24 protein-coding genes and 1 pseudogene are annotated in these 20243 nt (G+C 42.5%); 8 read left to right on the top strand and 17 right to left on the bottom strand.

From position 1 onward, the window contains the following. Positions 1-217, top strand: a pseudogene (locus AS141_RS12210) (hypothetical protein); the annotation flags it as partial. 73 nt (positions 218-290) lie between these two features. Here the strand turns inward: AS141_RS12210 and AS141_RS12205 are convergent. Then, a complete protein-coding gene (locus AS141_RS12205) occupies positions 291-560 on the bottom strand; it encodes a hypothetical protein (protein WP_232424886.1) in 270 nt (89 codons plus the stop codon). 270 nt (positions 561-830) lie between these two features. On the opposite strand from AS141_RS12205, the gene AS141_RS12200 reads away from it, so the two are divergent. Genes AS141_RS12200 through AS141_RS12185 form a run of 4 tightly spaced genes read left to right on the top strand, consistent with a single transcriptional unit; the run spans position 831 to position 2600 of the window. Further along, the gene (locus AS141_RS12200; protein WP_157243455.1) at positions 831-1211 is read left to right on the top strand and encodes a hypothetical protein; all 381 of its coding nucleotides are present in this window, start codon (positions 831-833) and stop codon (positions 1209-1211) included. 15 nt (positions 1212-1226) lie between these two features. Beyond that, a complete protein-coding gene (locus tag AS141_RS12195; RefSeq protein WP_198293537.1) occupies positions 1227-1877 on the top strand; it encodes a phytanoyl-CoA dioxygenase family protein in 651 nt (216 codons plus the stop codon). A 43-nt stretch (positions 1878-1920) separates the two neighbouring features. Next, on the top strand, positions 1921-2253 hold the full coding sequence (locus tag AS141_RS26860) for a hypothetical protein (protein ID WP_198293536.1): 333 nt from the start codon (positions 1921-1923) through the stop codon (positions 2251-2253). Continuing rightward, a complete protein-coding gene (locus AS141_RS12185) occupies positions 2250-2600 on the top strand; it encodes a hypothetical protein (RefSeq protein WP_057937934.1) in 351 nt (116 codons plus the stop codon). Before AS141_RS26860 ends, AS141_RS12185 begins: the two co-directional genes overlap by 4 nt. Before the next feature lie 305 nt (positions 2601-2905). Here the strand turns inward: AS141_RS12185 and AS141_RS12180 are convergent, their stop codons facing one another. The 16 genes from AS141_RS12180 to AS141_RS12105 form a co-directional block, all read right to left on the bottom strand. Beyond that, positions 2906-3376, bottom strand: coding sequence for a JAB domain-containing protein (locus AS141_RS12180; protein ID WP_057937933.1), 471 nt, complete (start codon positions 3374-3376; stop codon positions 2906-2908). 183 nt (positions 3377-3559) lie between these two features. Next, positions 3560-4288, bottom strand: coding sequence for a hypothetical protein (locus AS141_RS12175; protein WP_057937932.1), 729 nt, complete (start codon positions 4286-4288; stop codon positions 3560-3562). A gap of 7 nt (positions 4289-4295) precedes the next feature. Then, positions 4296-5135: a DUF4138 domain-containing protein gene (locus tag AS141_RS12170; RefSeq protein ID WP_057937931.1), complete on the bottom strand. Its 840-nt coding sequence runs from the start codon at positions 5133-5135 to the stop codon at positions 4296-4298. Between the two features lie 21 nt (positions 5136-5156). Then, positions 5157-6395 (bottom strand): conjugative transposon protein TraM, encoded by a 1239-nt coding sequence (traM, locus tag AS141_RS12165; protein ID WP_057937930.1) that lies wholly within the window; start codon positions 6393-6395, stop codon positions 5157-5159. A gap of 1 nt (position 6396) precedes the next feature. Further along, on the bottom strand, positions 6397-6672 hold the full coding sequence (locus AS141_RS12160; RefSeq protein ID WP_057937929.1) for a hypothetical protein: 276 nt from the start codon (positions 6670-6672) through the stop codon (positions 6397-6399). Beyond that, positions 6669-7286: a conjugative transposon protein TraK gene (gene traK, locus AS141_RS12155; RefSeq protein WP_057937928.1), complete on the bottom strand. Its 618-nt coding sequence runs from the start codon at positions 7284-7286 to the stop codon at positions 6669-6671. The genes AS141_RS12160 and traK overlap by 4 nt, the downstream gene beginning before the upstream one ends. A 6-nt stretch (positions 7287-7292) precedes the next feature. Beyond that, on the bottom strand, positions 7293-8276 hold the full coding sequence (gene traJ / locus AS141_RS12150) for a conjugative transposon protein TraJ (RefSeq protein ID WP_082632276.1): 984 nt from the start codon (positions 8274-8276) through the stop codon (positions 7293-7295). Beyond that, the gene (locus AS141_RS12145) at positions 8273-8923 is read right to left on the bottom strand and encodes a hypothetical protein (RefSeq protein ID WP_057937927.1); all 651 of its coding nucleotides are present in this window, start codon (positions 8921-8923) and stop codon (positions 8273-8275) included. The genes traJ and AS141_RS12145 overlap by 4 nt, the downstream gene beginning before the upstream one ends. Continuing rightward, positions 8910-9575 carry a hypothetical protein gene (locus AS141_RS12140; protein WP_057937926.1) on the bottom strand — a complete coding sequence of 222 codons (666 nt, stop codon included), beginning with the start codon at positions 9573-9575 and terminating at the stop codon, positions 8910-8912. The genes AS141_RS12145 and AS141_RS12140 overlap by 14 nt, the downstream gene beginning before the upstream one ends. Beyond that, positions 9565-10260, bottom strand: coding sequence for a hypothetical protein (locus AS141_RS12135; protein WP_057937925.1), 696 nt, complete (start codon positions 10258-10260; stop codon positions 9565-9567). Before AS141_RS12135 ends, AS141_RS12140 begins: the two co-directional genes overlap by 11 nt. Next, a complete protein-coding gene (locus AS141_RS12130) occupies positions 10257-12698 on the bottom strand; it encodes a TraG family conjugative transposon ATPase (protein WP_057937924.1) in 2442 nt (813 codons plus the stop codon). The genes AS141_RS12135 and AS141_RS12130 overlap by 4 nt, the downstream gene beginning before the upstream one ends. A 2-nt stretch (positions 12699-12700) precedes the next feature. Further along, positions 12701-13018, bottom strand: coding sequence for a DUF4133 domain-containing protein (locus AS141_RS12125; RefSeq protein ID WP_057937923.1), 318 nt, complete (start codon positions 13016-13018; stop codon positions 12701-12703). Positions 13019-13283: 265 nt separating this feature from the next. After that, positions 13284-13754: a hypothetical protein gene (locus AS141_RS12120; RefSeq protein ID WP_057937922.1), complete on the bottom strand. Its 471-nt coding sequence runs from the start codon at positions 13752-13754 to the stop codon at positions 13284-13286. Between the two features lie 13 nt (positions 13755-13767). Further along, complete coding sequence (locus AS141_RS12115; protein WP_262480998.1) at positions 13768-14040, bottom strand: DUF4134 domain-containing protein; 273 nt, start codon at positions 14038-14040, stop codon at positions 13768-13770. A gap of 58 nt (positions 14041-14098) precedes the next feature. After that, complete coding sequence (locus AS141_RS12110; protein WP_057937920.1) at positions 14099-14512, bottom strand: hypothetical protein; 414 nt, start codon at positions 14510-14512, stop codon at positions 14099-14101. Between the two features lie 82 nt (positions 14513-14594). Then, entirely contained in the window at positions 14595-15428 is an 834-nt protein-coding gene (locus AS141_RS12105; RefSeq protein WP_057937919.1) for an RteC domain-containing protein, read from the bottom strand. Positions 15429-15832: 404 nt separating this feature from the next. On the opposite strand from AS141_RS12105, the gene AS141_RS12095 reads away from it, so the two are divergent. The 3 genes from AS141_RS12095 to AS141_RS12085 all read left to right on the top strand — a co-directional run bounded on the left by AS141_RS12095 (position 15833) and on the right by AS141_RS12085 (position 20198). Next, on the top strand, positions 15833-16642 hold the full coding sequence (locus AS141_RS12095; protein ID WP_157243454.1) for a LytR/AlgR family response regulator transcription factor: 810 nt from the start codon (positions 15833-15835) through the stop codon (positions 16640-16642). A gap of 806 nt (positions 16643-17448) precedes the next feature. Continuing rightward, on the top strand, positions 17449-18774 hold the full coding sequence (locus AS141_RS12090; RefSeq protein ID WP_057937916.1) for a chymotrypsin family serine protease: 1326 nt from the start codon (positions 17449-17451) through the stop codon (positions 18772-18774). A gap of 2 nt (positions 18775-18776) precedes the next feature. Next, positions 18777-20198, top strand: a complete 1422-nt coding sequence (locus tag AS141_RS12085) for a hypothetical protein (protein WP_057937915.1) — start codon at positions 18777-18779, stop codon at positions 20196-20198. Positions 20199-20243: the final 45 nt, after the last annotated feature.

The raw sequence follows: 20243 nt of genomic DNA, 5'->3' as shown, positions 1-20243 counted from the left end.
GGATTTGAATGAGATTCCTTTACCCACAGAATTGATGGATTATAAAGAGCATCTAATTCAAGCGATTCGTAAAGGTGAAGCTAATGATGCCATACCAGTAGATCAGTTTATAGTATCAGAAGAGAAAGTTTTTATGCTTGCTACCGGAAATTATGATTTGAGACTGATAAATTGTCAAGGGGATCTAATAGCAACATTAGAATTGGAAATAAATTAAAAAGAACACGCCAGATAACACTCCATAGCCGCTAGGCTACGGGCGATGCCTTCGCCAGCGGCTATGGTAACCGTTAAATCCCATAATGCTCCGCTACAGCCTTCAAAATCAAATCCCTCATGAACGATTTCGTTTCCCTTCCTATCTCATACTTTAACTTGTCAAACATTTCAGTAGGGATCCGAAGGGAGTAAATTTTCACATCCTCTGTGTCAAATTCTTTACTGGATTTTTTTTCTTTTTGCGGTGGTTCGGGTTCTGAGTTGATCAGCATTCCCAAGCCTCTTTGTTTTGTCCCTATGTTTTCATTTCCCTTGCTTGGGTCGTTTAGCTTCTTTGCCATTTTGTGCTCAGTTTAGTTTGGGGATAATTTCCTCGATCAGCATTTCATAGTTTTTCGCACCGTTTGATTCTGGGGATTATTCAAATATGCTTTGATGATTCGGCTGGACTTTAGATTCCAAATAAAAATATTCAAAGCCCGCTTGATGGGATCGACGAAATCCTTAATTTAGTCAAAGTAGAACCCCGAAGATCTGTGGACAATGGCGATATAGACGCAGTAGAGCAGCGGAGCTGCTATAACCACAGGTGTTGTGGTTCAGCTAAAAAAATGAAAGACCAAGAGACATATAAGGACATTCCGTTTAATGAGAACTTCTGTACTCATTTAGCATATCACCTCGGACAGACATTTGAAAATTCTGACCGACAAGACCTCAATGGGTTTTGGTGTGACGGAATTTCTTGGAATCCAATCCCTGACAATCAATTGACTAATAAAAGTGTAAATGACACAAGGCAAATTGTGACAAAAGCTTGGATTGGGAAAGACGGACAAGATGAATATGAAATGACGATTCGATTTGGTCAATATGCCTTGGGTCGATATGCGAAAGGAACTGAAATTATTGACTGCATTCCAAGCTCGGACTCGATGGATTGGATTGACATTGAACCAGAAAACAAGAGAATTGAAATAAGATTAAAATAAAAAAAGCCGACATCGATGAAACTGACGGTAACCGAAAAACATAAAATTGACCTTATAGAAAATGGTTTTACGACTGTTGACAATATCTATTCTGACAAGGAAATAGAACAAATTTTGATAACTATTGACCAAGCCGACAATGACAAAGAAACATTTAGAAAATCTGCTGATCTTTTTGCAATCAGACAGTTTTTAAAAGAAATTCCCGAAACGAAAAATTTGGTATTTAACGACAATCTAAAAAACGTTGTTAGACAACTTTTTGGTGACAATTACTTCGTGGTTAAGAGCATTTATTTTGACAAACCAGAAACTTCAAATTGGTATGTTTCCTACCACCAAGACTTGACAATTTCGGTTGACAAAAAAGTAGAACTTGAAAACTTTGGACCTTGGACAACAAAGCAGAATCAATTTGCCGTTCAACCACCAATTGAAATTTTAGAGAATATTTACACAATCAGAATTCACCTTGACGACACAGATGAAAATAATGGTGCATTAAGAGTAATTCCAAAATCGCATTCAAAGAAAATATATAGACCTGAAACAATTGACTGGACGAGAGAAACTGAATCGACTTGCAAAGTTGGAAAAGGCGGGATTATGATAATGAAACCTTTAATTTTACATAGTTCCAGCAGGACAATAAAAAAAGACGAGTAATATACATTGAATTTTCAAATCAAGAATTACCAAATGAACTAAAATGGGTAGAACGACAGAACTTAAAATTGAAAGCCGACCGCATAACAGGCCCAATTTTATGAACATAGAAGGATTTGATTTAGAAGACACCGAAATACGAACTTTTCATAGGACTTATGAAGAACTGCAAAAGAAGTATTCAGTTCAAGTGATTGACTGTGATAAAATTGAAAACCTGTTTGACTACATATCTTACCTAAGGACTTTCCAACTTTTAAGCCACTACAGGGACTTTCAGATTATAAATATATTTAGACTAAATGAGGACACACAAGACATTCGTATTATAAATGTATATGTTTCCTATATCGTATATGGGGAAAAGGTTCAGTGACCGAAGCAGGAGCAATTCTTAATTTTGGAATAGTAGAGGTTCCTATAGATTTTGGTAATGCACTAATCACACCAGAGACTCCAGTAGATAAAGTGTTGGACTTTTTTTTAAGAAGAGATATAGACTTCAAAGAAAATAAAGAGTTCAGTGATAAATTCTATTTAATTGGGACAAATAAGAATTTGCTGAGAAGTAAAATAACACCCGCAATTCAAAACCAGCTTTTAAAGACACCCAAAATTGAAGTGGAGATAAATAGAACTAAAGTTTTAGAAATGTTTGACAACACAATGACAATTAAGAGAACATTAGCAATTGCAGACCTTCTAAAGAAATTTAAAATTTAAAAACAGGGCCCAATCGAGACGGCCGTGAGCCATAAGCCCACGGTACGCCTCTCTGCCTTCATTTTTGCAAGTTACAGACATCTATTTTCTTGAAGACCTTTTAAATAAGGAATTTGAAACGAAAGAAAAGTTTGTGCTTAGCTATTTAAACTATTTCAAACAGAAAATCCAAGAATTAAATGAAGAACAGACTTAGCACCTTAGGAAAGACTACATAAACAGCGAAAAAAATCACAAATGAATAATGTAAACTGATATCCCTAAAATCTAATTCGAAAGTCATTTGAAGTCAAAAAAAAGGAAGCCTAGAGCTCCCCTTCATCTGCAAAGGAATAATATCCTTCGGCAGTGACAATGACATGATCCAGAACAGGAAGATCCAGTTCCCTGCCGATTCTAACCAGCTTTCTGGTCAGCAGCTTATCCTGTTCAGAAGGCAAAAGGTTCCCTGAAGGATGGTTATGGGCAAGGATCAGGGACTGGGAGCAACTTTTCAATGCTGCCGCAAAAACCAATTTGGTATCCACGACTGTCCCTGCAGTACCTCCTTTTGAAACCGTACAGATTCCCAATACCCTGTTGGCCCTATTCAGTAGCATAACCTGAAAGTGCTCGGCCAGCTCCAGTGTATCTTTGTCCCAAAACTTGTACAATACCTCGTATACCTGTCTGGAACATTCCACTTTGGGACGTTGGGATGATTTTACTCTTGGCTTATAGCCCAGCGTAATTTCTGTTACTTCATTGAGATTGATTGATTGATTTACAGCTTCCATGATAACTACGTTTAAGTTTGAAATTATTTAGGATGCCTAACTTTGTACCGAAATAATAAGAACCACTCCTTACTTCATCTTCCAGCAGGTGATGCCTGAAGTCTTAAAAAAGCCAGCTCACAAAAAACCCGGCTGTTTGGCCGGGCTCTGGATTAAAAATCACACAGTATAAAACGTTTAAACTTACACCTTCACTCCTTTTGATCTATTCTTTGTCTGGGGATTTTTTTTGGCTTCAGCTTCTACCAGGTCCTGGGCAGCTTTCATCACATTGTATTTCATGCGTTTTCCCTCTCCATCATAAATATTCAATGTTTTATACCTTGGATTGGCCTCAAGCAGAAACTTGGAATCATTCCCTTCAATTTCAACCTCGTGGCGGTTTCCTTTCTTAAGGCTGTAAAGTAACAGGTCAAGCCTGTCAGGGTATTTCAAGTCTTTCAATGGAAATTCCTTCACCGCATCCTCCAGTTTAAACCCATAATTCTGGTGATATTGGATTACCGGGTGTTGCCCCTTTTCATCCCTAATCCCAAGATCCAGTTGCAACCAGGCATTATACCGCTCTCCCTCCTTAGAGAAAAGGCTCTTGAAGACTGACCTACCTTCCAACAGATTCAATGCCTCCTTGGCCGTAATGCCCTGGTTTTGATAAAAGCGTTGGGACACTTCTTTTCCCTCAGGTGTACTTAATCTGGCATCAAAGCCATTATAATAATACCTGCCCTCATCCGACTTTCTAAAATGTAAGCCGTACCCGAGTTTTTTATCCCTAAGATCCTTGGTCATGTTCAGTTCAAAATCGCTTTTCTTGGCCTTGATCTGTTTTTCCAGGTCTTTGTTCAGTGTCTCCCAGAATCCTGAATATTTCAGCCGGTCCTGCAGTTCCTGTATATTTTCCTTTATTGTCATGATTGGGTTATTTTTGGTTAGAAATTAAAATGGGATTAACCTGAAGCAGTTTCTTCCCTGAGAGCGTCACGACCGGATTGCGGTCACCATTGCTTTCAAAAATCTGAATGGAAAGTTCCTTTGCATCAGAGATGGTAAAACGGGGAAATGCAAAGACGGCCAACCCTGCTGACTTACCGCCAACACCTTGAAATGGACTGAAAGCTATCGGTTCCATGGTCAGTTCTCTGATCGCAGTGCGTTTCGTCTGCTTTTTGTCCTGAACTGTGAACAGCCATTTTTTTGGCAGATAGTCCACCCGGCTTTCATTTTCAACTGCCAGTTGAAGGAAGAGCACCCCCTCCTTCTCAACTAGTTCCCCCAGTCCCAACCGGATCATACCCCTCTTTTTTCCCCAGAATAATCTATCGGGAGTCCGCTGGGACAGGTCATTGATCACAGCAGAAATGTCAGCCGCGTTCATTACCGATCCTTCCAACAGGGCTTTGGCATATTCGACTTCCTGTTGCTTTCCCATATCAATGGGTCTGGCATCCGGATATTCTGTGAAGCCCACCGTAAAAGGATACAGTTTGCCTTCTGTTGTAATGACATACATACTCGTGGAAGCAAAATGTCTTACTCCAGCTTTCAGCTTCAGCACGTTGGGAGCAGCTTTGTCCTTTTGGGACAGCACAGCCGGACTTCCAAAATCCGCACTGACCACTTCATAAGGAAAAACCAGCACAGTGGTTTTGTCCCATCCGATCTGAATCGGATACGTTTCCGTCTGTGCCTCATGAACTAGTTGGGCACAGCAAATCCGGGATAGCGCAAACGCTATCAATAGCATTGAAATTCTCATCATGTATTGTTTTTTAGTGGATAATCAATTGCCGGAAAGATCCGTCAAGAGAACCGGATGGCCTGCTTTGACGGTTACTTTAACCAATTTTGTTTTTTTGGACAGGATGCCTTTTACTGTTTCCATCCCGGCCATGGAAGCCTGCGCCTCCCAGGAGGATGACATCCCCATCATATTCATGGACTGGATCCCGTCACCAGCTCCTTGCTTGACCGCATCACGGGTGATGGCATTGGGGATCTTTATTCCGGGGAGTGCATCCAGATCCACCACGTTTAGATTGACCGGAATGATCAGATTACCGGAACGGATGCGTTGGACTTCAATATTCAGCCGTTCACCGTTAAGGGTACAGACTCCGGTTACAGGCGTACCCGCTAAAAATTCCACCCCATCAATGAATACGGACTGGGTCAGTTCCATTTGGATGGAAGCACCCGTTACCACTTCCTGATCTTTGGTCACCTGTGCAGTAATAGCAGACCGAATGGTAGCAAAGGATTGCTGCTTATCGTTATCCAGTGAATAGAACCCATTTCGTTCCCTTTGTGGATAGGCAGGTTCCTCAAAATACTCCGTTTGAGGACTATCCCGATCCAAACTGACAGAAAAAACAGCCTCTCCTTCCCGTTCATTTGTCTGTGACATGCGTTCATGAACCCGTTGTGGATGCTGTACATCAAGTAATTTATCCAGCATGGAATCAATCCGCTCCATCTCAGGGTCTTCCATTTCAGGGGCGATAACAGATGCCATCAGGACTTCCAGCCTTTGCAGATCAGGATCGCCAGAAGCACCCCCCTGCCCCGGTGCTTCGGATTCAACCGGGACAATTTCTTGCCCGACAGGTTCCTGCCGTAGATCCGGTTGGTTTAGTAGTTTTTCCAGGGTAAACAATTTTTCCTGCACCTCGTTTTCCGTTTCCTGAAGTGTACTTTCCTGTCCTGTGTGTGCAATAGAACGAGGTGAAGTATCCTCTTTCTCTGTTGAACTATCGGCAAATGGATCCATCCTCCTTTGCTCCCGTACCTGCGAAGCCCTTTTTTCCGCCTGTTCATAGGATTCCAGTTTGTTCAACGCGTGCGATTCAACCTGGGCTTCGGGTAGCGTCATGTTCAATCCTTTCTGCTGTTCGTCTATACCTGGTTCACCCGTACCTCCGCCCATGGCCCAGAAGGCAAGACAAAGGAATGGGAGGGTAAGGATGGGAAGTGCAAGTAAAAATTTGCGTTCTTTTTTCTGTTTTTCAGTTAGCTGTTGCATGTTATGGATTGGTTATTGGTTTGTGGAGCAGTGAGTCGTAATAAATCAGCGGAGGTTCCCAGGCAGGGATACGCAGGGAATCGGTAGTTTCTGTGGGTATTCCCAGCATCAGACTACCCCCTAGCACCGCACTAGAAAGCAGGATAAAAGCAAGTATCAATTGCTTTTTTGCCTGCTCCGGGAGCCGGTTGACCTTATTGGAAAGCAGAGAAGCATATTTTTCAAGAAAGGCACTTTCCTGAATTGCAACCGAAACAGTAATCCCCAGTATCCTCATCGTTTCTGCACCGTTATCGTTTCGTTGGAAAGGGTTTCCCAGTTTTCAATCAGAAATCCGTGGGGATTCTGATCCGTGCGGTCAATATGCCGCAGCCTTCCTTTGGTGATCAGACTTCTGGTCACCACCGAAGTAGGCCGGATGATCTTTTGCTTTCCGTAAAACCTGAAAATAAAAGGATAAGAATCCATCGAGATGTTCACACTGTCCGTCTCCACGGTCTGATTCATATTGGCTGATACGATTTCTGTGTAATAGCCCCTTTCCCGCAGGTTGTCATAGACTTTCTTGGCAGAACCATCCGCCAGATACAGGCTCTTGGACACTTGCTCCCTGATGAAGTTTTCGTCCGGACTCAGAGAGAAGAAATAATGATGGAACATGGTCACATGATCCCTTGCCTCTACCGGTATATTTTCTTTTTTAGTAGCCGAAAAAGCTTCCAGCGCTTTCCCTTCTGCCAGGATATAGATCCGTTCCTGTGCTGCTTGGGTTGCCTGTATTGCCTTCATCCCCAGGTATCCAGACAGGCACAAAGAACCCAGAGTAACTGCAAAGGAGAGGTATTTGACATGGCGGAAAGCGGTATCCAGATTTTTTAGATTTTGAAACATAGGCCCTTATTTGATGACTTGTTGAATAACCCGGGTTCCACCCAACGCACCGGACTTGGCTGCCCCTGTGGCATTATTGAGAAGCCCATCCCTACCACCAGGCTGTACAATAAATCCCGCCACATTGGGCACCGTCATATAACCGATAATGGCAATGATCATGAAGACCAAGTAGCCTACCGAGGCCGTAAAATCCCCATCCAGTACCATCATATTGAGTTGGATTTTTGCGATGATGGCACCAAAGATATTGGCAACCGGAAGCCACATGGACACATTGATGTAGCGCGCAAACCAAGCCGCCATTGTATGCTGGAACCCATCAAAGACAGACAGACCAAAGACGAGCGGACCAAGAATGGAAAGCACTATCAGCTGAAAGGTGCGGACGGTGTTAATACAGAGGGCAGCTGCAAAAAACAGCAGCTGCAAAAACTCTGAAATCAGCTTGCTGACAATAGCTTTCAGATTGAACACGAAAAGCTCATTGGTCATCCGCTCCCACAAACCCACCTCCTTTATATTTTCCGGATGGTGTTCAGCTGCACTTTCGTTGAGGTAACTCATATAAGGCTCCGGTTCCGCAGTTTCCATTTCTTCTATATGCCTTGCAATGGCCAGGTTACTACCTTCCACCATTTCAGAGGTAGCACGGATAATCGGGGACATGGTCCCGTTGATCACGGCAAGCACCTGCGGAAAAAGCATAATTGCCAACCCTATTGCAAAAGGGCGAAGCAATGGATACATATCAATAGGTTCCGAGCGTGCAATATGACCCCACACCCGCATGCTGATATACCAGATGGCTGCAAATCCTGCCAACGCTCTTGCGACGGTGATCAGCCCATTGGCCAGCGGAATCATTTCGTCATATAACCTGGACAATACCTCATGCAGCCCTTCCACCTCCCCTGAAATAGTCTGTGCATGGGCAGATTGGGTGAGCAGGAATAGGATTCCCACCAGCAAAATGGCTTGTGTTCTCATCGATTAATTCCGTTTAATTCCAGAATGGACTTACGTTCATTTCTTATTCTATTTCGTTGGTTACCAAGTAAATTAATCTCACTGTTTATTTCCCGTAGAGAGACCAACAATCCTGACATTTCCCTATGCAGGCGATCAATGGCTTCCAATCTTTCGAAGTCCGACATTCGCAACTCCCCTGCCGTGAGAATCAGTACCAGCTCATCGAGATTACGCAGCGAAGCTTTAAACAGTCCTTCATACATTTCCACCAGAAATGCGAGCTCCGCAACAGAAAAAGAATCCCCATCGGCAACCTTAGTATAGGTGGATTTATATTCGCTTAGAATCCGCTGCTGGTATTGGATGATTTCGGCTACCCTATAATATTTTCTGACTTCAGGACTCACGGTAAGGAGTTCATTCAAAAATGCCTCGTGGAGCCTGAAATTTCCTTCGGCTATTCCTTTGACTGTATTATACCCCTTGTCCAATATGGTATAGCCTTTATACATGTTGTCGAGTATTTTTTTCATCTGGATGAGCTTCTCATAATTGAGGACAAGCTGCGTAATCTCGTGCGTCTGACTGACTCCAAGAGTAGGTTTAAGTACCGCAACCAGAATCATCCCGAGCCAAATAAGTTGTTTGATTTTACCTGACATCATAGAAACTGTTAAGCTGTTGCTGTTGGATTTCTTTCCTTTTCCTGTGCATTTCCAATGTTCGGATTCGCCCATTGTAGGCCTTCAAGGCTTGAAAAAGCTGCTGGATCCCGACGTACAATCCATCTATCGCAGCCAGCCGCTCCCCATCATCCATTTCATAGCTATCCGAAGTCAGTAATTCCCTGAGTTCACCCATGACAAAACCGGACTCCTCTTCAATTTTCCAATTGAAGCTTTTGACAGCCAAAATCTCCCGATCTTCCAGCATCGTCTGATCAATCAAATAATAATCCATCCAATCCACCTCGCTGTTAATCTGTCTATACAGGTTCAGTATTTCCAGCGCAATCGGATAATCCCGGACTACAGGATGGACAGCTGCCAAGGATCCGAAGTAATTTGAGTGAAGTGAGAATTCACCGTCCTGAATGTCTCCGATCAGACTCCATCCTACCCTAGCTACCTCATATCCTTTTTTTGCCACCTCCAGATAGGCAGAGAGCGCAACTATCTGATTGAGTTTGTAGCTGGTCTGCAGCTTCTTTTGCTTGGTCCACTCCGCCAGGGTCTGTGCGGTTACACATAGCCCAAAACACATCATTACCAGCAGGAGAATTACCCTGCTTACTCCCCAGGAATAGTTACTGTTCATCCAAATCATAGTTCTGTTTTAGGTTGTTGAGCGGTAGTAATTCACGGGAATGGATTAGGCGCATATTCCGTGAATTAACCGATCTTAAATCCACCAGATTTTTGCGGATTCTGTCCTCCGCCAGATGAAGGGAAGCCAATCGGTCTGCATCATTCATCTGGGTGGTAAATGAAGTCATCACCCCTGTTAGATGGCTGAGATTCTGCAGCGACTCCTCAAGGATTTGTTGATATACCCCACTGATCACCTTCTTTTCCTCCCATGCCAATACAGCAGAACTGTTGATCAGCCCCCAGGTATTTTGATATTCCCTGACCAGCTGTTTTTGCATAGCGGCAATATCCCGCACCCGCTGAAACTGTGCTATGATCCGCTTGACCTTCCAGAGTTCCTCAAAGAGCTCGTCGTATTGCTTCCGCTGCTTTTCAGTCCAATCAGAAATCTCCTGAAGCTTGAGCTTGCTCAGTTTATTCTCCAAAACCTTCTGTGCATTCTGAAGCCAGATAGTTTGGTTCTGAAGACGCTGGATTTTCAGATCAATCGCCTGGATGACTTTCTTCACCGCTGCCTTAATCACCTCAATAATTACATTAATCGGTACTGCAGTAGCATTTTGGCTGGGCAGTACCGTAAATCCAATAGTCAGCGGAATACTCATAGCAATAATTCTTTTTCTGATGTTCATGACTGCTGGTTGTTGAGTTCTTCGGCCAGGATCTGTATGGCCTTTTTGCGGTTACCGTATTTTAGGGTGTATTCCTCCACCTGCATTTTCTCCCGCTCCTCAGTCGTATAAGTGAGGTACTCTTCCCGGCTCACTTCCACACGGTATACCTTTTTGTAGGTACTGATGTACACCTCCTTGTAATTCCTGCCGACCTCTTTGGCTTTGTTCATCGATAGAATAATTGCCTTCTCCTGATCGGTCAGTCCCAGCAACTCCTGTATGTCTTTAAACTTGTTCTGGTACTTGCTCTGATCCAGCAGGATCTTCACATCCGCATTGTTGATGATGGCATTTTTGATGATCGGGCTCGACATGATGTCCTCCACTTCCTGGGTCACCACGATGGCCTCCCCGAAGAATTTCCGTACCGTCTTAAAGAGGTACTTGATGTACTCTGCCATCCCTTCTTTAGCTATGGCTTTCCAGGCTTCCTCAATCAGGATGATCTTTCGGATACCCTTCAGTTTCCGCATTTTGGAAATAAATATCTCCATGATCATCAGGGTCACCACCGGAAACAGAATGGGATGATCCTTGATGTTATCCAGTTCAAAAACTATAAAGCGCTGCTGCAGCAGATCCAGATTTTCCCGGGCATTCAGCAGGTAGTCAAACTCCCCTCCCCGGTAATACGGGCGCAACACATACATAAAATTGTCCACATCGAAGTCATGCTCCCTTACACCATCCCGCTTTAAAACATCCCTAAATTCATTGTTCAGAAAATCATAAAAGGTGTCGAAGCAGGGGAAGATCTCCGGGTTCTTTTCCAAGAGCCCAAAATACCCGGACAACGCATTGGAAATTGCCACATACTCTGAGCGCCTGAATACCTCATCCTCTTTTTTCCACAACGCGATGAGTAGGGTTTTCAGACTTTCCTTCTTTTCGGTTTCCGGCCGTTTTCTCCCTTCCACATGAAAGGGATTGAAGCGGATCGGACTGTCCTGTTCGTAAGTAAAATAATATCCACCGACCATCTCGCAGAGTCCATGGTAGGAATGACCCACATCGACTAATACCACATGTGTACCTTGTTCATAGTAAGACCGCATCAGGTGATTGGTCAGAAAGGATTTCCCTGAGCCCGAGGGTCCCAGCACAAACTTGTTTCGGTTGGTGATCAGCCCCTGCTTCATCGGCTCATCGGAAATATCCACATGGACAGGATACCCTGTGATCCGGTCTCCCAAACGTATTCCTACTGGACTTCGGGAAGTCCTGTAATGGGTTTCCAGATTAAAAAAGCAGGTCGCCTGCCCGATAAACGTATCGAAGGTTTCATTCACCGGAAAAGCAGCTTCATTTCCCGGAAGGCCTGCCCAGAAAATCTGCGGAGCGCCGACGGTTTCCTGTTTGGGCACCACATTCATCTTGGCCAGCGCACCGGCTGCATGGTTTCTCAGCATCCCTAGATCTTCGGATCTATCTGTCCAGCACATTACATTAAAATGTGCCTTAACCGCCTTTCTTCCTGTGGAAATAGCCTCGTTTAGAAATTCGGCTGTAGCATCCCGTGCAATGGCATTCTCTCTGGAATAGTTGGCCAGAGACTCCAGCCGTTGCCTCTTGGATTCCAGCTCTTTTAACTTCTTTTGGTGATCTTCAACAAACAGGACCTGGTTATAGATATGATTACAGGGAAGCAGGGTACAAACAGGCGTGGAAAAGCCGATTGGAAATTCGCTCTGATCGGTCCCGTAGGGTTCATAACTTCTATGGGGACTGACCGTGGAAGGCAGATTCTCCACCTCCCCCAGACTATAGAGCTGTACATACCTGCTTCCTATTTTCCACTCCGGTTTAAACTGGATATCCGAAAGCATACCCACCCCACCAAGATTTAAGTATTCCTCCAAAATACCTGGCTTTAGCGGGGTTCCAGTCAATTGCTCCCCATTCAACCGCTTCAATCCAATCCCGGCATCGCCAAGAATCTGGGCAAGCTGTCCGAGTACATTCTGGAACTCTTCCGTTGCACTGCCTTCCAGGATTTCTATCGGAACGAGTGTTTTTCTCAGCAGATTGGAAACAGCCGAATTCCCAAGCTTACTTCCCCTGGGTCTTTTGGTGATATACAGTAAGCAGCGGTGGTTAAGATGCGGCCGTTCCGCAAAGAAGCGCTCACTGGAAAGTGAAAGGAAGGAATGATCCTGTCCTTCAAATCGCGCCTGATAGGAGCCGTCAACAAACCAATCCTGTTTGTGCAGTATGGTATTTCCCCCTAACACCCCTGCCGCCTTGTTCCAGGCATGGTGGACAGCCTCAAATCCCGCAGAACTAAGTGAAAACAGTTCAGGCAATCCCACTTCAAAGGCTGCGGTCATATCCCCCACCCGGGAAAGGATCAGCTCATGCTCCACTTTGTAAAGTGGAAATAGTTGCTCCAGTTCCATGATCAGCTTTTTATCAGGTTATAAAAGATTTTCCTGCTTCTGATTATCACACTGACCGGCACGTGATTTTGGGCCATTTTCTTCATCAGACCATGCTCACCATAGGTAGCACTCAGGTGGAACACCAGCACAAAATCCGCTGTTGCCAGCACCACCGCCACCCCAAGACAGCTATACATGGACATCCCCATGACATAGCCGATTGCGAATGCAATCAGCGTAAGTCCCAGGCCTGCCGCCAGATATCCGATATACTGCGCTTTCAGCCCCTTAAACTCCATGGGCTTGTTGATACCTCTATTGATGCTGTACTTGATCATGTTATAGATTAATAAGGTTCAGAATAGGATAGATAATCGTTAGGCTCTCAAACTATACACCCGCGCTCTCCAGACAGCTACCGGGATTTCCGCAGCTGTTTTTTCTGCGGATCTTGTTGATCCTGCCGATGTTGTTTTTGATTGGCTACAACATACTCCGGCAGTCCTGATTTGTCCAGTGGGATAACCTTTCCCTTGAGTCCTTTTACATAGGGGTGCATTTTGAGAAAATACCTCAAACTATACACCCGCGCTCTCCAGACAGCTACCGGGATTTCCGCAGCTGTTTTTTCTGCGGATCTTGTTGATCCTGCCGATGTTGTTTTTGATTGGCTACAACATACTCCGGCAGTCCTGATTTGTCCAGTGGGATAACCTTTGCCTTGAGTCCTTTCCCATACGGGTACATTTTGAGAAAATACTCGTCCCCCAGTCCGTACTTTCTGGCCACCCCTACCGGATCCAGTCCCAGTTCATCCGGTATTGCCACCAAGACCGTATGTTCAGGAATCTTGAGCAGATCAGGAGAAACATGTAGAATAGATCTGTTTTCACGGTCATAGAAAAACAGGTAATGCTGACCATTCGGTGTGGGTGCCATTTCATCCAGACCCAACTTTTTATGGGGGAAATCACTATTCCTGAGCTCATTGAGCCGGATATCAATGGTGTAGCGATGGCCAGCAATATCAATCTGCGGAAGTATCCCGATTTTTCGCTGTTTGAGCAGGTCCATATCCTGTATATTTTCAGACGCCAAAGAAACTCTGAAGTACAGTGGCTACCACGACCAGAAACACACAGGAACCAAACCATGCGGCAGCGACTTTTCCTGTATCCGGCTCCCCGTTATTCCATTTGTTGAAAACCTTGACTGCGCCGATGAGTCCAACAATGGCACCTATTGCATACATCAACCCAGTACCCGACTGAAAGTATCCCCGTACCTGCTGGGTAGCCTCGTTGATGCCCGCATTTCCGTCCTGGGCTTTCACCACTCCGGCGAGTAGCAGGAGGTACATGGCACTAATCCATTTAGTAGTCCTTTTCATTGAATGTGAGTTTAGTCAGTTTGAATGATCAGTTAGGTAAGGTGTTAAATAGGGCAAGCAGATCCTCTTCTTTAAGGTCTACCTGTCCGGCCTTGGCGGCAAGCAGCAGGTGGTTCAACAGTATTTTGCGTGCCGCGTTGGAATCTGGCAATCCATAGCGATCTGTTTTTTGCCGAAGGAGTTTGATCAATTCGGCTTTTGTCCCTGTATTGGCCATGAGTTCAGGGCCTATTTCAGCCAGCAATACCGATAAATTATCCATGGAAAAGTCACCTTCATTCGCATTATTGCCAAGCATACCTGCCAATCCCACTCTTTTTCGGTTTAGCAGAAAACCGGAAACATCAGATCGGAAGTAGCGGATAACTACAACCCCAAAATAGCAGGTCAGAATAAGTCCAAGCAGCTTAAGAAAGACTCCCCATGAAACATTTTCCAGCATAGATGTTTGATTTTGTTGCTACAAACCTGCGCCGGAATCAGAAAAAATGCTCACACTGAAACCCGAAGGGGGATAAAAAAAATCAGCCTTCCCCCCTGCTGTTCAGGTCTGTATTGTCCATCCAGCTCTCCAGCTTTTCCTTCAGCCGATCCAGGAAAGTGGTACGGCTGTTTTTGCGGATACGGATCTCCTGAAAGGTTCTATAAAACTGGGAGAGATCCTGCTGGAAGGCCCGTTCCAGATGCATGGCGATATCCCGGATGGAGGCATTGCCATTATTAATGGCTCCGGATGCTTTCAGTGCATAGGCCAGTTCGACCAATGCTGCTTTGGTAGCAGTCCATTTAAAAGAATGGCTCTCCCTTTCCTTCCTGTTTTTAAGATGTGCAATCTCCTTATCCAGAAACCCATGAAGTTCCTTATAGGCACGGAACCGGGCAACCACCTTACCTGCAGGTGTCGTATAAGCATCTCCAATGGGCAATGGGCTCGTAAGCATTAACGTCCTATTCCTCTCAGAGCGCACAAACAGATCCATATCAAACCCAGACCTTCCCAAACACCAATATTCATAGAGCAATTGATACCGTTGGCAGTAAATCCGTAGGGGTGAATACTGTTTTTGCAAGAAGCGGATAGCATCCCTTCTTCTTTCCGGAAGGCTGGAAAGTATATAATAAAGCTCTCCAAAATAAATCAGTTCGGCTTCAAAGCCGGGTCTGATCTTCTTGAAGAATTCCACTTCTTCTTGAATAGAATCAAACTCATCGGCTGGTTTCACCAGTTCACAATATTTGCTTACCAAAAGGTAGGACTCCTGTACTGTACCTAGGCGGTTGGAAGAAGTGGACGCAATTGCTGCCACCTCCCCTTTCATCTGAAGGAATAGCTCTTTAAACTGTTCATTGTAATTCATAATCTGACAATTTTAAATGGGGAGATCCCCGGTTAAAACTGCCCGCGGGCTGAATATAAAATAGGACTAAGTACCCAAAAGGGCACAGCACAAACATAGCCTCAGGATCAAAGAAAAAGTAAAAATCGTCTTCCCTAAATCCCCAATCAGGTGAATAACGGGATGGAAAGGCAGTGAAAAGCGATGGAAAAATCCCAAAATACAGTAAACTCAATAACTAAAATCTGAAAAAACTACCTAAAAGACCTCAAAAAACATCAGTAACTAATCCTCAGAACCCTTGCTGTCAATAAATTACCGAAGAGTTTCTTAACTTATATACCTATATTCTCCGTTTTCGGAAGACACCAGAAAATTCCCCAACCCCGCCTAAAGCCGGGATTGGGACTGTAACTGCTTGTGTTTTGGTTAAAAAAAAGCTACCGGTACGATACAATGACCAGATGATCCGCATCCTGCTATGCGTGATCGCCGCTTTCTTGGTAGCCATGTACGGCACTGGGGCACGGTTCCTTGATTCACTCTCCCAGGGTTCATTTTATATCAAGCTATTGGCCGCCTTTTTAATCGCCTGTTTCTTCATTGAGTTTGTCCATAGGGTAACAGTCCAGCTTGACAAAGGATATGACTGGAAAGAAAGACCCATGATCCGGCTGACGCTGCAATTTGCCCTTGGCGTATTACTTCCCGGAATCATAGACTTCTTCTTTCTTTCAATCTATCAATGGTATTTTGAATTGACCTCATCCCCGGAAAACCCAGGTTACCACAGCTCCATACCGGCAATGATGCTGCCGGTGTTCCTGTTCAATATCTATTACCTGTTCTATTACCAAATCCTAAGAAACCGGGAAGGCAATACACACACCAAAACCGAGATGGAAATCCTGCTTGTACAACAGGGAACCAAAACAATTCCCATGGAATTGCAGAATATACGGTTCATTTACCATCAAGACCGGATGAACTACCTGGTTACATCCAATCAAACCACCTATTTTCTTAATGAAACCCTGGATGAGCTGGAACGGAAATTACCAAGCCGTGATTTTTTCAGGATAAACCGTAAGATGATTATCCATTACCAGGCGTGTGTATATTTCCGCTCAAACGGCCATGGAAAGCTCCTCTTACATCTGTCTCCCTCCTTTCCGGAAGAGGTGACTGTAAGCCAGAATAGGGCTGGAAAATTCAAAGAATGGATCAGGCGGTGAGGGCAGCAAAACTAGCGATCAGCTTTCATCTCAAAGGTATGTCCTGACCCAGAACCAAACTATCACACTATAAAATCTGCACGAACGGGGAGTTTCAAAAAAAAGGCTCATTTAATACCAACTTAGGGTCTGCTGAAAAACTCATGCAGCCACGCTATAAAACCCAGTCCAGATTGGCAATTAGACTGGGTTTTTGTATTCAGTGGTGCGAGAATCGTGTCAAAACTGGATTTAATCCTGCAAATAGAGAGTATTCTTGATTAAAAAATCAATAGTTGATTAGCAATGGAAAGAAAACTTTGTTCTGATTTTTCGTTTTCAGACAAAAAAATACCCTGTACAGGGTATTTTTTTTGTCTGAAATAATTCTCTTCTTGTAGGTGACTTATAGTTAATGAGAACAGCTTTTCTCGATCCTTTTTTTCGAGGTATGATCTAGATCCCTTTAGGATAGCGATCTAGAGAGGTAAGTAAAACCAACTTTTTCTACCCATTCGGGCTTAAATCCGGAAACGATCAAACAGCTTTTCGTGCTGAGATCAGAATGAGAAATATCAAAAGATTTTAATCGGAAGTTTTCGATGGTAAACGTTTACTTTCTAATGATTAACCTTTATAGCCCAATAGCATGATTGAGTTAAACACTAGATTCAAATAAATGAGATATATCACCAACTACCTGTGGACACATTTTCGATGTGTATAGATATCACCAATAGGAGATATACAAACATTGTGCTTCATACTATTGCAATAATGCTAAATTGAAACTAAAGTGTAAGTTTTGTATATTAATAAAATAAACAATGGATAAAGTAATTCAACCGACAATAGTTTTGCTTATTCTCAGTTTGATAACGGAGAAGATTGCAAACTTCATCAAACTCCAATACGATAGCCTTGCAAGTAAACAAAATACCGACTTCGCTGAAAAAAACCGAGAAAAGAAAATTCAGACAATGTCAATTTTTGTTGGTACTGCCATAGCACTTATTGCTAAAGCCAATCTATTTGATTTTTTCAAAGATGATTTTAATCTATTTTGGATACCTGATGATTTCAAAGGTTGGAAACTACTTTCCAATATTGTAGGCTCAATAATATCTGGAATGTTTTTAAGTTTGGGTTCAAAATTTTTTCACGATTTACTTGACATATTATTACAGGTGAAAAATCTAAAACGGAAACTAAACGAAAAAGCAGATTGGGAATTTGACAACATCAATGAAGTTGATGATTATATTAAAGGAAACGATATTAAAAGGCTTAAAATTTTTCTTGACGATACTTTCAAGGGAGTACAAGGTTATTTCTTCTATGAATTGGATTATGAAAATCAAGCAGTAAATGTTCATGTCAAGGAAGGGACAACAGGAATTCAAAATACTATTCCATTCAAAACTCTTACAGGTAAAACAAAATTATTGCGAGTTAAAATAGTGGTAGAAGAAAATGATATAAAAACATTATCGTCAGCAATAAAACCGTCGGATGAAATAGCAAACCAACAAGCATATAGGAATGCTTTAAAAGGTAGTGTTGCTTATCCTGTTTTAAGAAATGGTGATAACAAGAAATTTATCTTAACTTGCTATCATGCAGTTTGGAATGAAAATCATGATTGGGATATTTTTATTCCAATTGGAAAAGAAGATGTTGTTCATCCAATTAACGGTTCTCCTATTGGCAAAATAAAATTTGCTTTTAAAAATTCTTGGCTTGATGTTGCGTTGATAGAAACAAATCTCAATATCTCGATTGACATATCAGTTCCATTACTAAATATTCCGAAAGCGGTAAGAAAAATTGATGAAACTGACAAGCGAAGAAAGACAACTTTGAAAATTAAGAGTATAACAAATAATGCAGCTCCAACAACAGGATTTGTTGACGATGTTGATGTATCTGCAAACATCAAATACCCCGATGGTAAATTCAGAGAATTGTCCAACTTAATTCGCATCAAACCCTACAGCAATCTCCCATTTTCAATAGGAGGCGATTCTGGCGCATTAGTAGTTGATGAATGGAATTATGCAGTTGGAATCATCGTAGCGGGAAACGAAAAAGATGTAACCTTTGCTATTCCAATAAAAACAATTTTAGACAATCTTAACTTGAAACTCAATTAAAGATGAAAAATAAATTTCTACATACGGTCATTGCAATTTTAGTTGCAACATCTTGCTTTGCACAACAGAAAATTACAATTAGTAAACCAGCTTCTGGCAGTACACTTACATTTCAAGCAAGTAATGCAAAAGGAAATATTGATGTTTCTAAACTGAACACTAAGGAAAACATTACGATTAGTCCTGACCCTGCCTTAAGTAGTAAAGATTATGTCCTAAGAATTGAAAATGTAATGGGACAAGACATAACAGCAACGCAAATCCCAGATAAGGAAACAGGAGTAATTACTGGCATCACTTCAGGTAAAACCCTGTATTTGGTTTTTAAGTCAAGTGGTTTTCAGGATTTGATTATAGCTGATATAGGTAAAGATGCTAGTACAGGGTCACAAACGCCAAACCCCACAAATAATCTAGGGAAAACAGTATCAGCTTTAGATTTCCTATTGAACAATTTTGAACCTACAAAATATTCATATCATGATTTAAAGTCTCTAGTAATGCGTAATACAAGATATTTTTCTGGGAGTGACCAAGCATTTATTATTCTTGATGAAAATGGTCGGCTCATTGGCAACGTCCCAGTCAATCTTGACCAAGATGATAGATTTTACATCTACTTAGTTGTTGATAGGAATGATATTGATAAATATGACTTGGAAGTTGTTGGTGCCGAGTACTCTCCTGTTGATTTACAAATAAGAAGTTACGAGCCTATTAATAAAGAAACTTTCTCAACCCAAGGTTCAAAATCTCCAGCTGACTGGACAGTGATAAGATTTGAAAGAGGTCCTTATACTTCAGATAATGTGACATTTAATATCAAGAAGACTGATGAAAACGAACAAAATCAAATGGAAACTAATGTGTTATCCACCTACACGCTAAAAATCAATAAACTATATCATGTTGCAATTGGTGCTTCTTTTATTTCAACCAACTTAGCAAAACCTGACTTTGATGTTTTTCCATTAACTGATACAACGAATACAATTAACGCTTTAAATAATGGAAGTAGAACTATGCTTACATTCAATGTAATTTGGTATTGGCAGAATACATTTAAATATCTCCGAAATGGAAGCGACTTGACAAGAGGAAGAGATATTCTTAAAGAACCCAATTGGTTAACAAGGCTAAATCCAACTTTTGGAGTATCAATAGACAATACATTTAGAGAGAATTTTTTTGTTGGGGGAACTTATGAATTTGCCAGAGGAGGAAGTCTAATTTTTGGTGGACACTATGGAAAAATAAAAGAAGTTGCAACCAAAGCACCAGATGGAACAGACTTTGTTTTAGGGCAAAGTGTATATACTGGAACAGCAGACAATATAAAACTTACTGATGCATGGAAATGGGGCTTCTTTTTTGGTGTTACTCTTGATACCAGAATTTTCAATAAAATCTTGACAAGAAACTAAAGGTCTGTTTACTGAAAGAGAGGCACGAACGCACAATCGACACGG

Origin of the sequence: Algoriphagus resistens (assembly GCF_001442615.1) — a bacterium.
GTDB classification, from domain to species: Bacteria; Bacteroidota; Bacteroidia; order Cytophagales; family Cyclobacteriaceae; genus Algoriphagus; species Algoriphagus resistens.
The sequence above is the reverse complement of the archived record's forward strand: the minus strand, read 5'-3'. Positions and strand labels throughout refer to the sequence as shown.

Coding starts and splice junctions, on each gene's coding strand:
- AS141_RS12140 (WP_057937926.1), bottom strand. CDS start 9,575: ATGAACAGTAACTATTCCTGGGGAGTAAGCAGGGTAATTCTCCTGCTG.
- AS141_RS12195 (WP_198293537.1), top strand. CDS start 1,227: ATGAAACTGACGGTAACCGAAAAACATAAAATTGACCTTATAGAAAAT.
- AS141_RS12180 (WP_057937933.1), bottom strand. CDS start 3,376: ATGGAAGCTGTAAATCAATCAATCAATCTCAATGAAGTAACAGAAATT.
- AS141_RS12200 (WP_157243455.1), top strand. CDS start 831: ATGAAAGACCAAGAGACATATAAGGACATTCCGTTTAATGAGAACTTC.
- traM (WP_057937930.1), bottom strand. CDS start 6,395: ATGCAACAGCTAACTGAAAAACAGAAAAAAGAACGCAAATTTTTACTT.
- AS141_RS12105 (WP_057937919.1), bottom strand. CDS start 15,428: ATGAATTACAATGAACAGTTTAAAGAGCTATTCCTTCAGATGAAAGGG.
- AS141_RS12160 (WP_057937929.1), bottom strand. CDS start 6,672: ATGAGGATACTGGGGATTACTGTTTCGGTTGCAATTCAGGAAAGTGCC.
- AS141_RS12085 (WP_057937915.1), top strand. CDS start 18,777: ATGAAAAATAAATTTCTACATACGGTCATTGCAATTTTAGTTGCAACA.
- AS141_RS26860 (WP_198293536.1), top strand. CDS start 1,921: ATGGGTAGAACGACAGAACTTAAAATTGAAAGCCGACCGCATAACAGG.
- AS141_RS12130 (WP_057937924.1), bottom strand. CDS start 12,698: ATGGAACTGGAGCAACTATTTCCACTTTACAAAGTGGAGCATGAGCTG.
- AS141_RS12120 (WP_057937922.1), bottom strand. CDS start 13,754: ATGGACCTGCTCAAACAGCGAAAAATCGGGATACTTCCGCAGATTGAT.
- AS141_RS12125 (WP_057937923.1), bottom strand. CDS start 13,018: ATGATCAAGTACAGCATCAATAGAGGTATCAACAAGCCCATGGAGTTT.
- AS141_RS12110 (WP_057937920.1), bottom strand. CDS start 14,512: ATGCTGGAAAATGTTTCATGGGGAGTCTTTCTTAAGCTGCTTGGACTT.
- AS141_RS12145 (WP_057937927.1), bottom strand. CDS start 8,923: ATGATGTCAGGTAAAATCAAACAACTTATTTGGCTCGGGATGATTCTG.
- traJ (WP_082632276.1), bottom strand. CDS start 8,276: ATGAGAACACAAGCCATTTTGCTGGTGGGAATCCTATTCCTGCTCACC.
- traK (WP_057937928.1), bottom strand. CDS start 7,286: ATGTTTCAAAATCTAAAAAATCTGGATACCGCTTTCCGCCATGTCAAA.
- AS141_RS12175 (WP_057937932.1), bottom strand. CDS start 4,288: ATGACAATAAAGGAAAATATACAGGAACTGCAGGACCGGCTGAAATAT.
- AS141_RS12090 (WP_057937916.1), top strand. CDS start 17,449: ATGGATAAAGTAATTCAACCGACAATAGTTTTGCTTATTCTCAGTTTG.
- AS141_RS12170 (WP_057937931.1), bottom strand. CDS start 5,135: ATGATGAGAATTTCAATGCTATTGATAGCGTTTGCGCTATCCCGGATT.
- AS141_RS12205 (WP_232424886.1), bottom strand. CDS start 560: ATGGCAAAGAAGCTAAACGACCCAAGCAAGGGAAATGAAAACATAGGG.
- AS141_RS12135 (WP_057937925.1), bottom strand. CDS start 10,260: ATGAACATCAGAAAAAGAATTATTGCTATGAGTATTCCGCTGACTATT.
- AS141_RS12115 (WP_262480998.1), bottom strand. CDS start 14,040: ATGTACCTCCTGCTACTCGCCGGAGTGGTGAAAGCCCAGGACGGAAAT.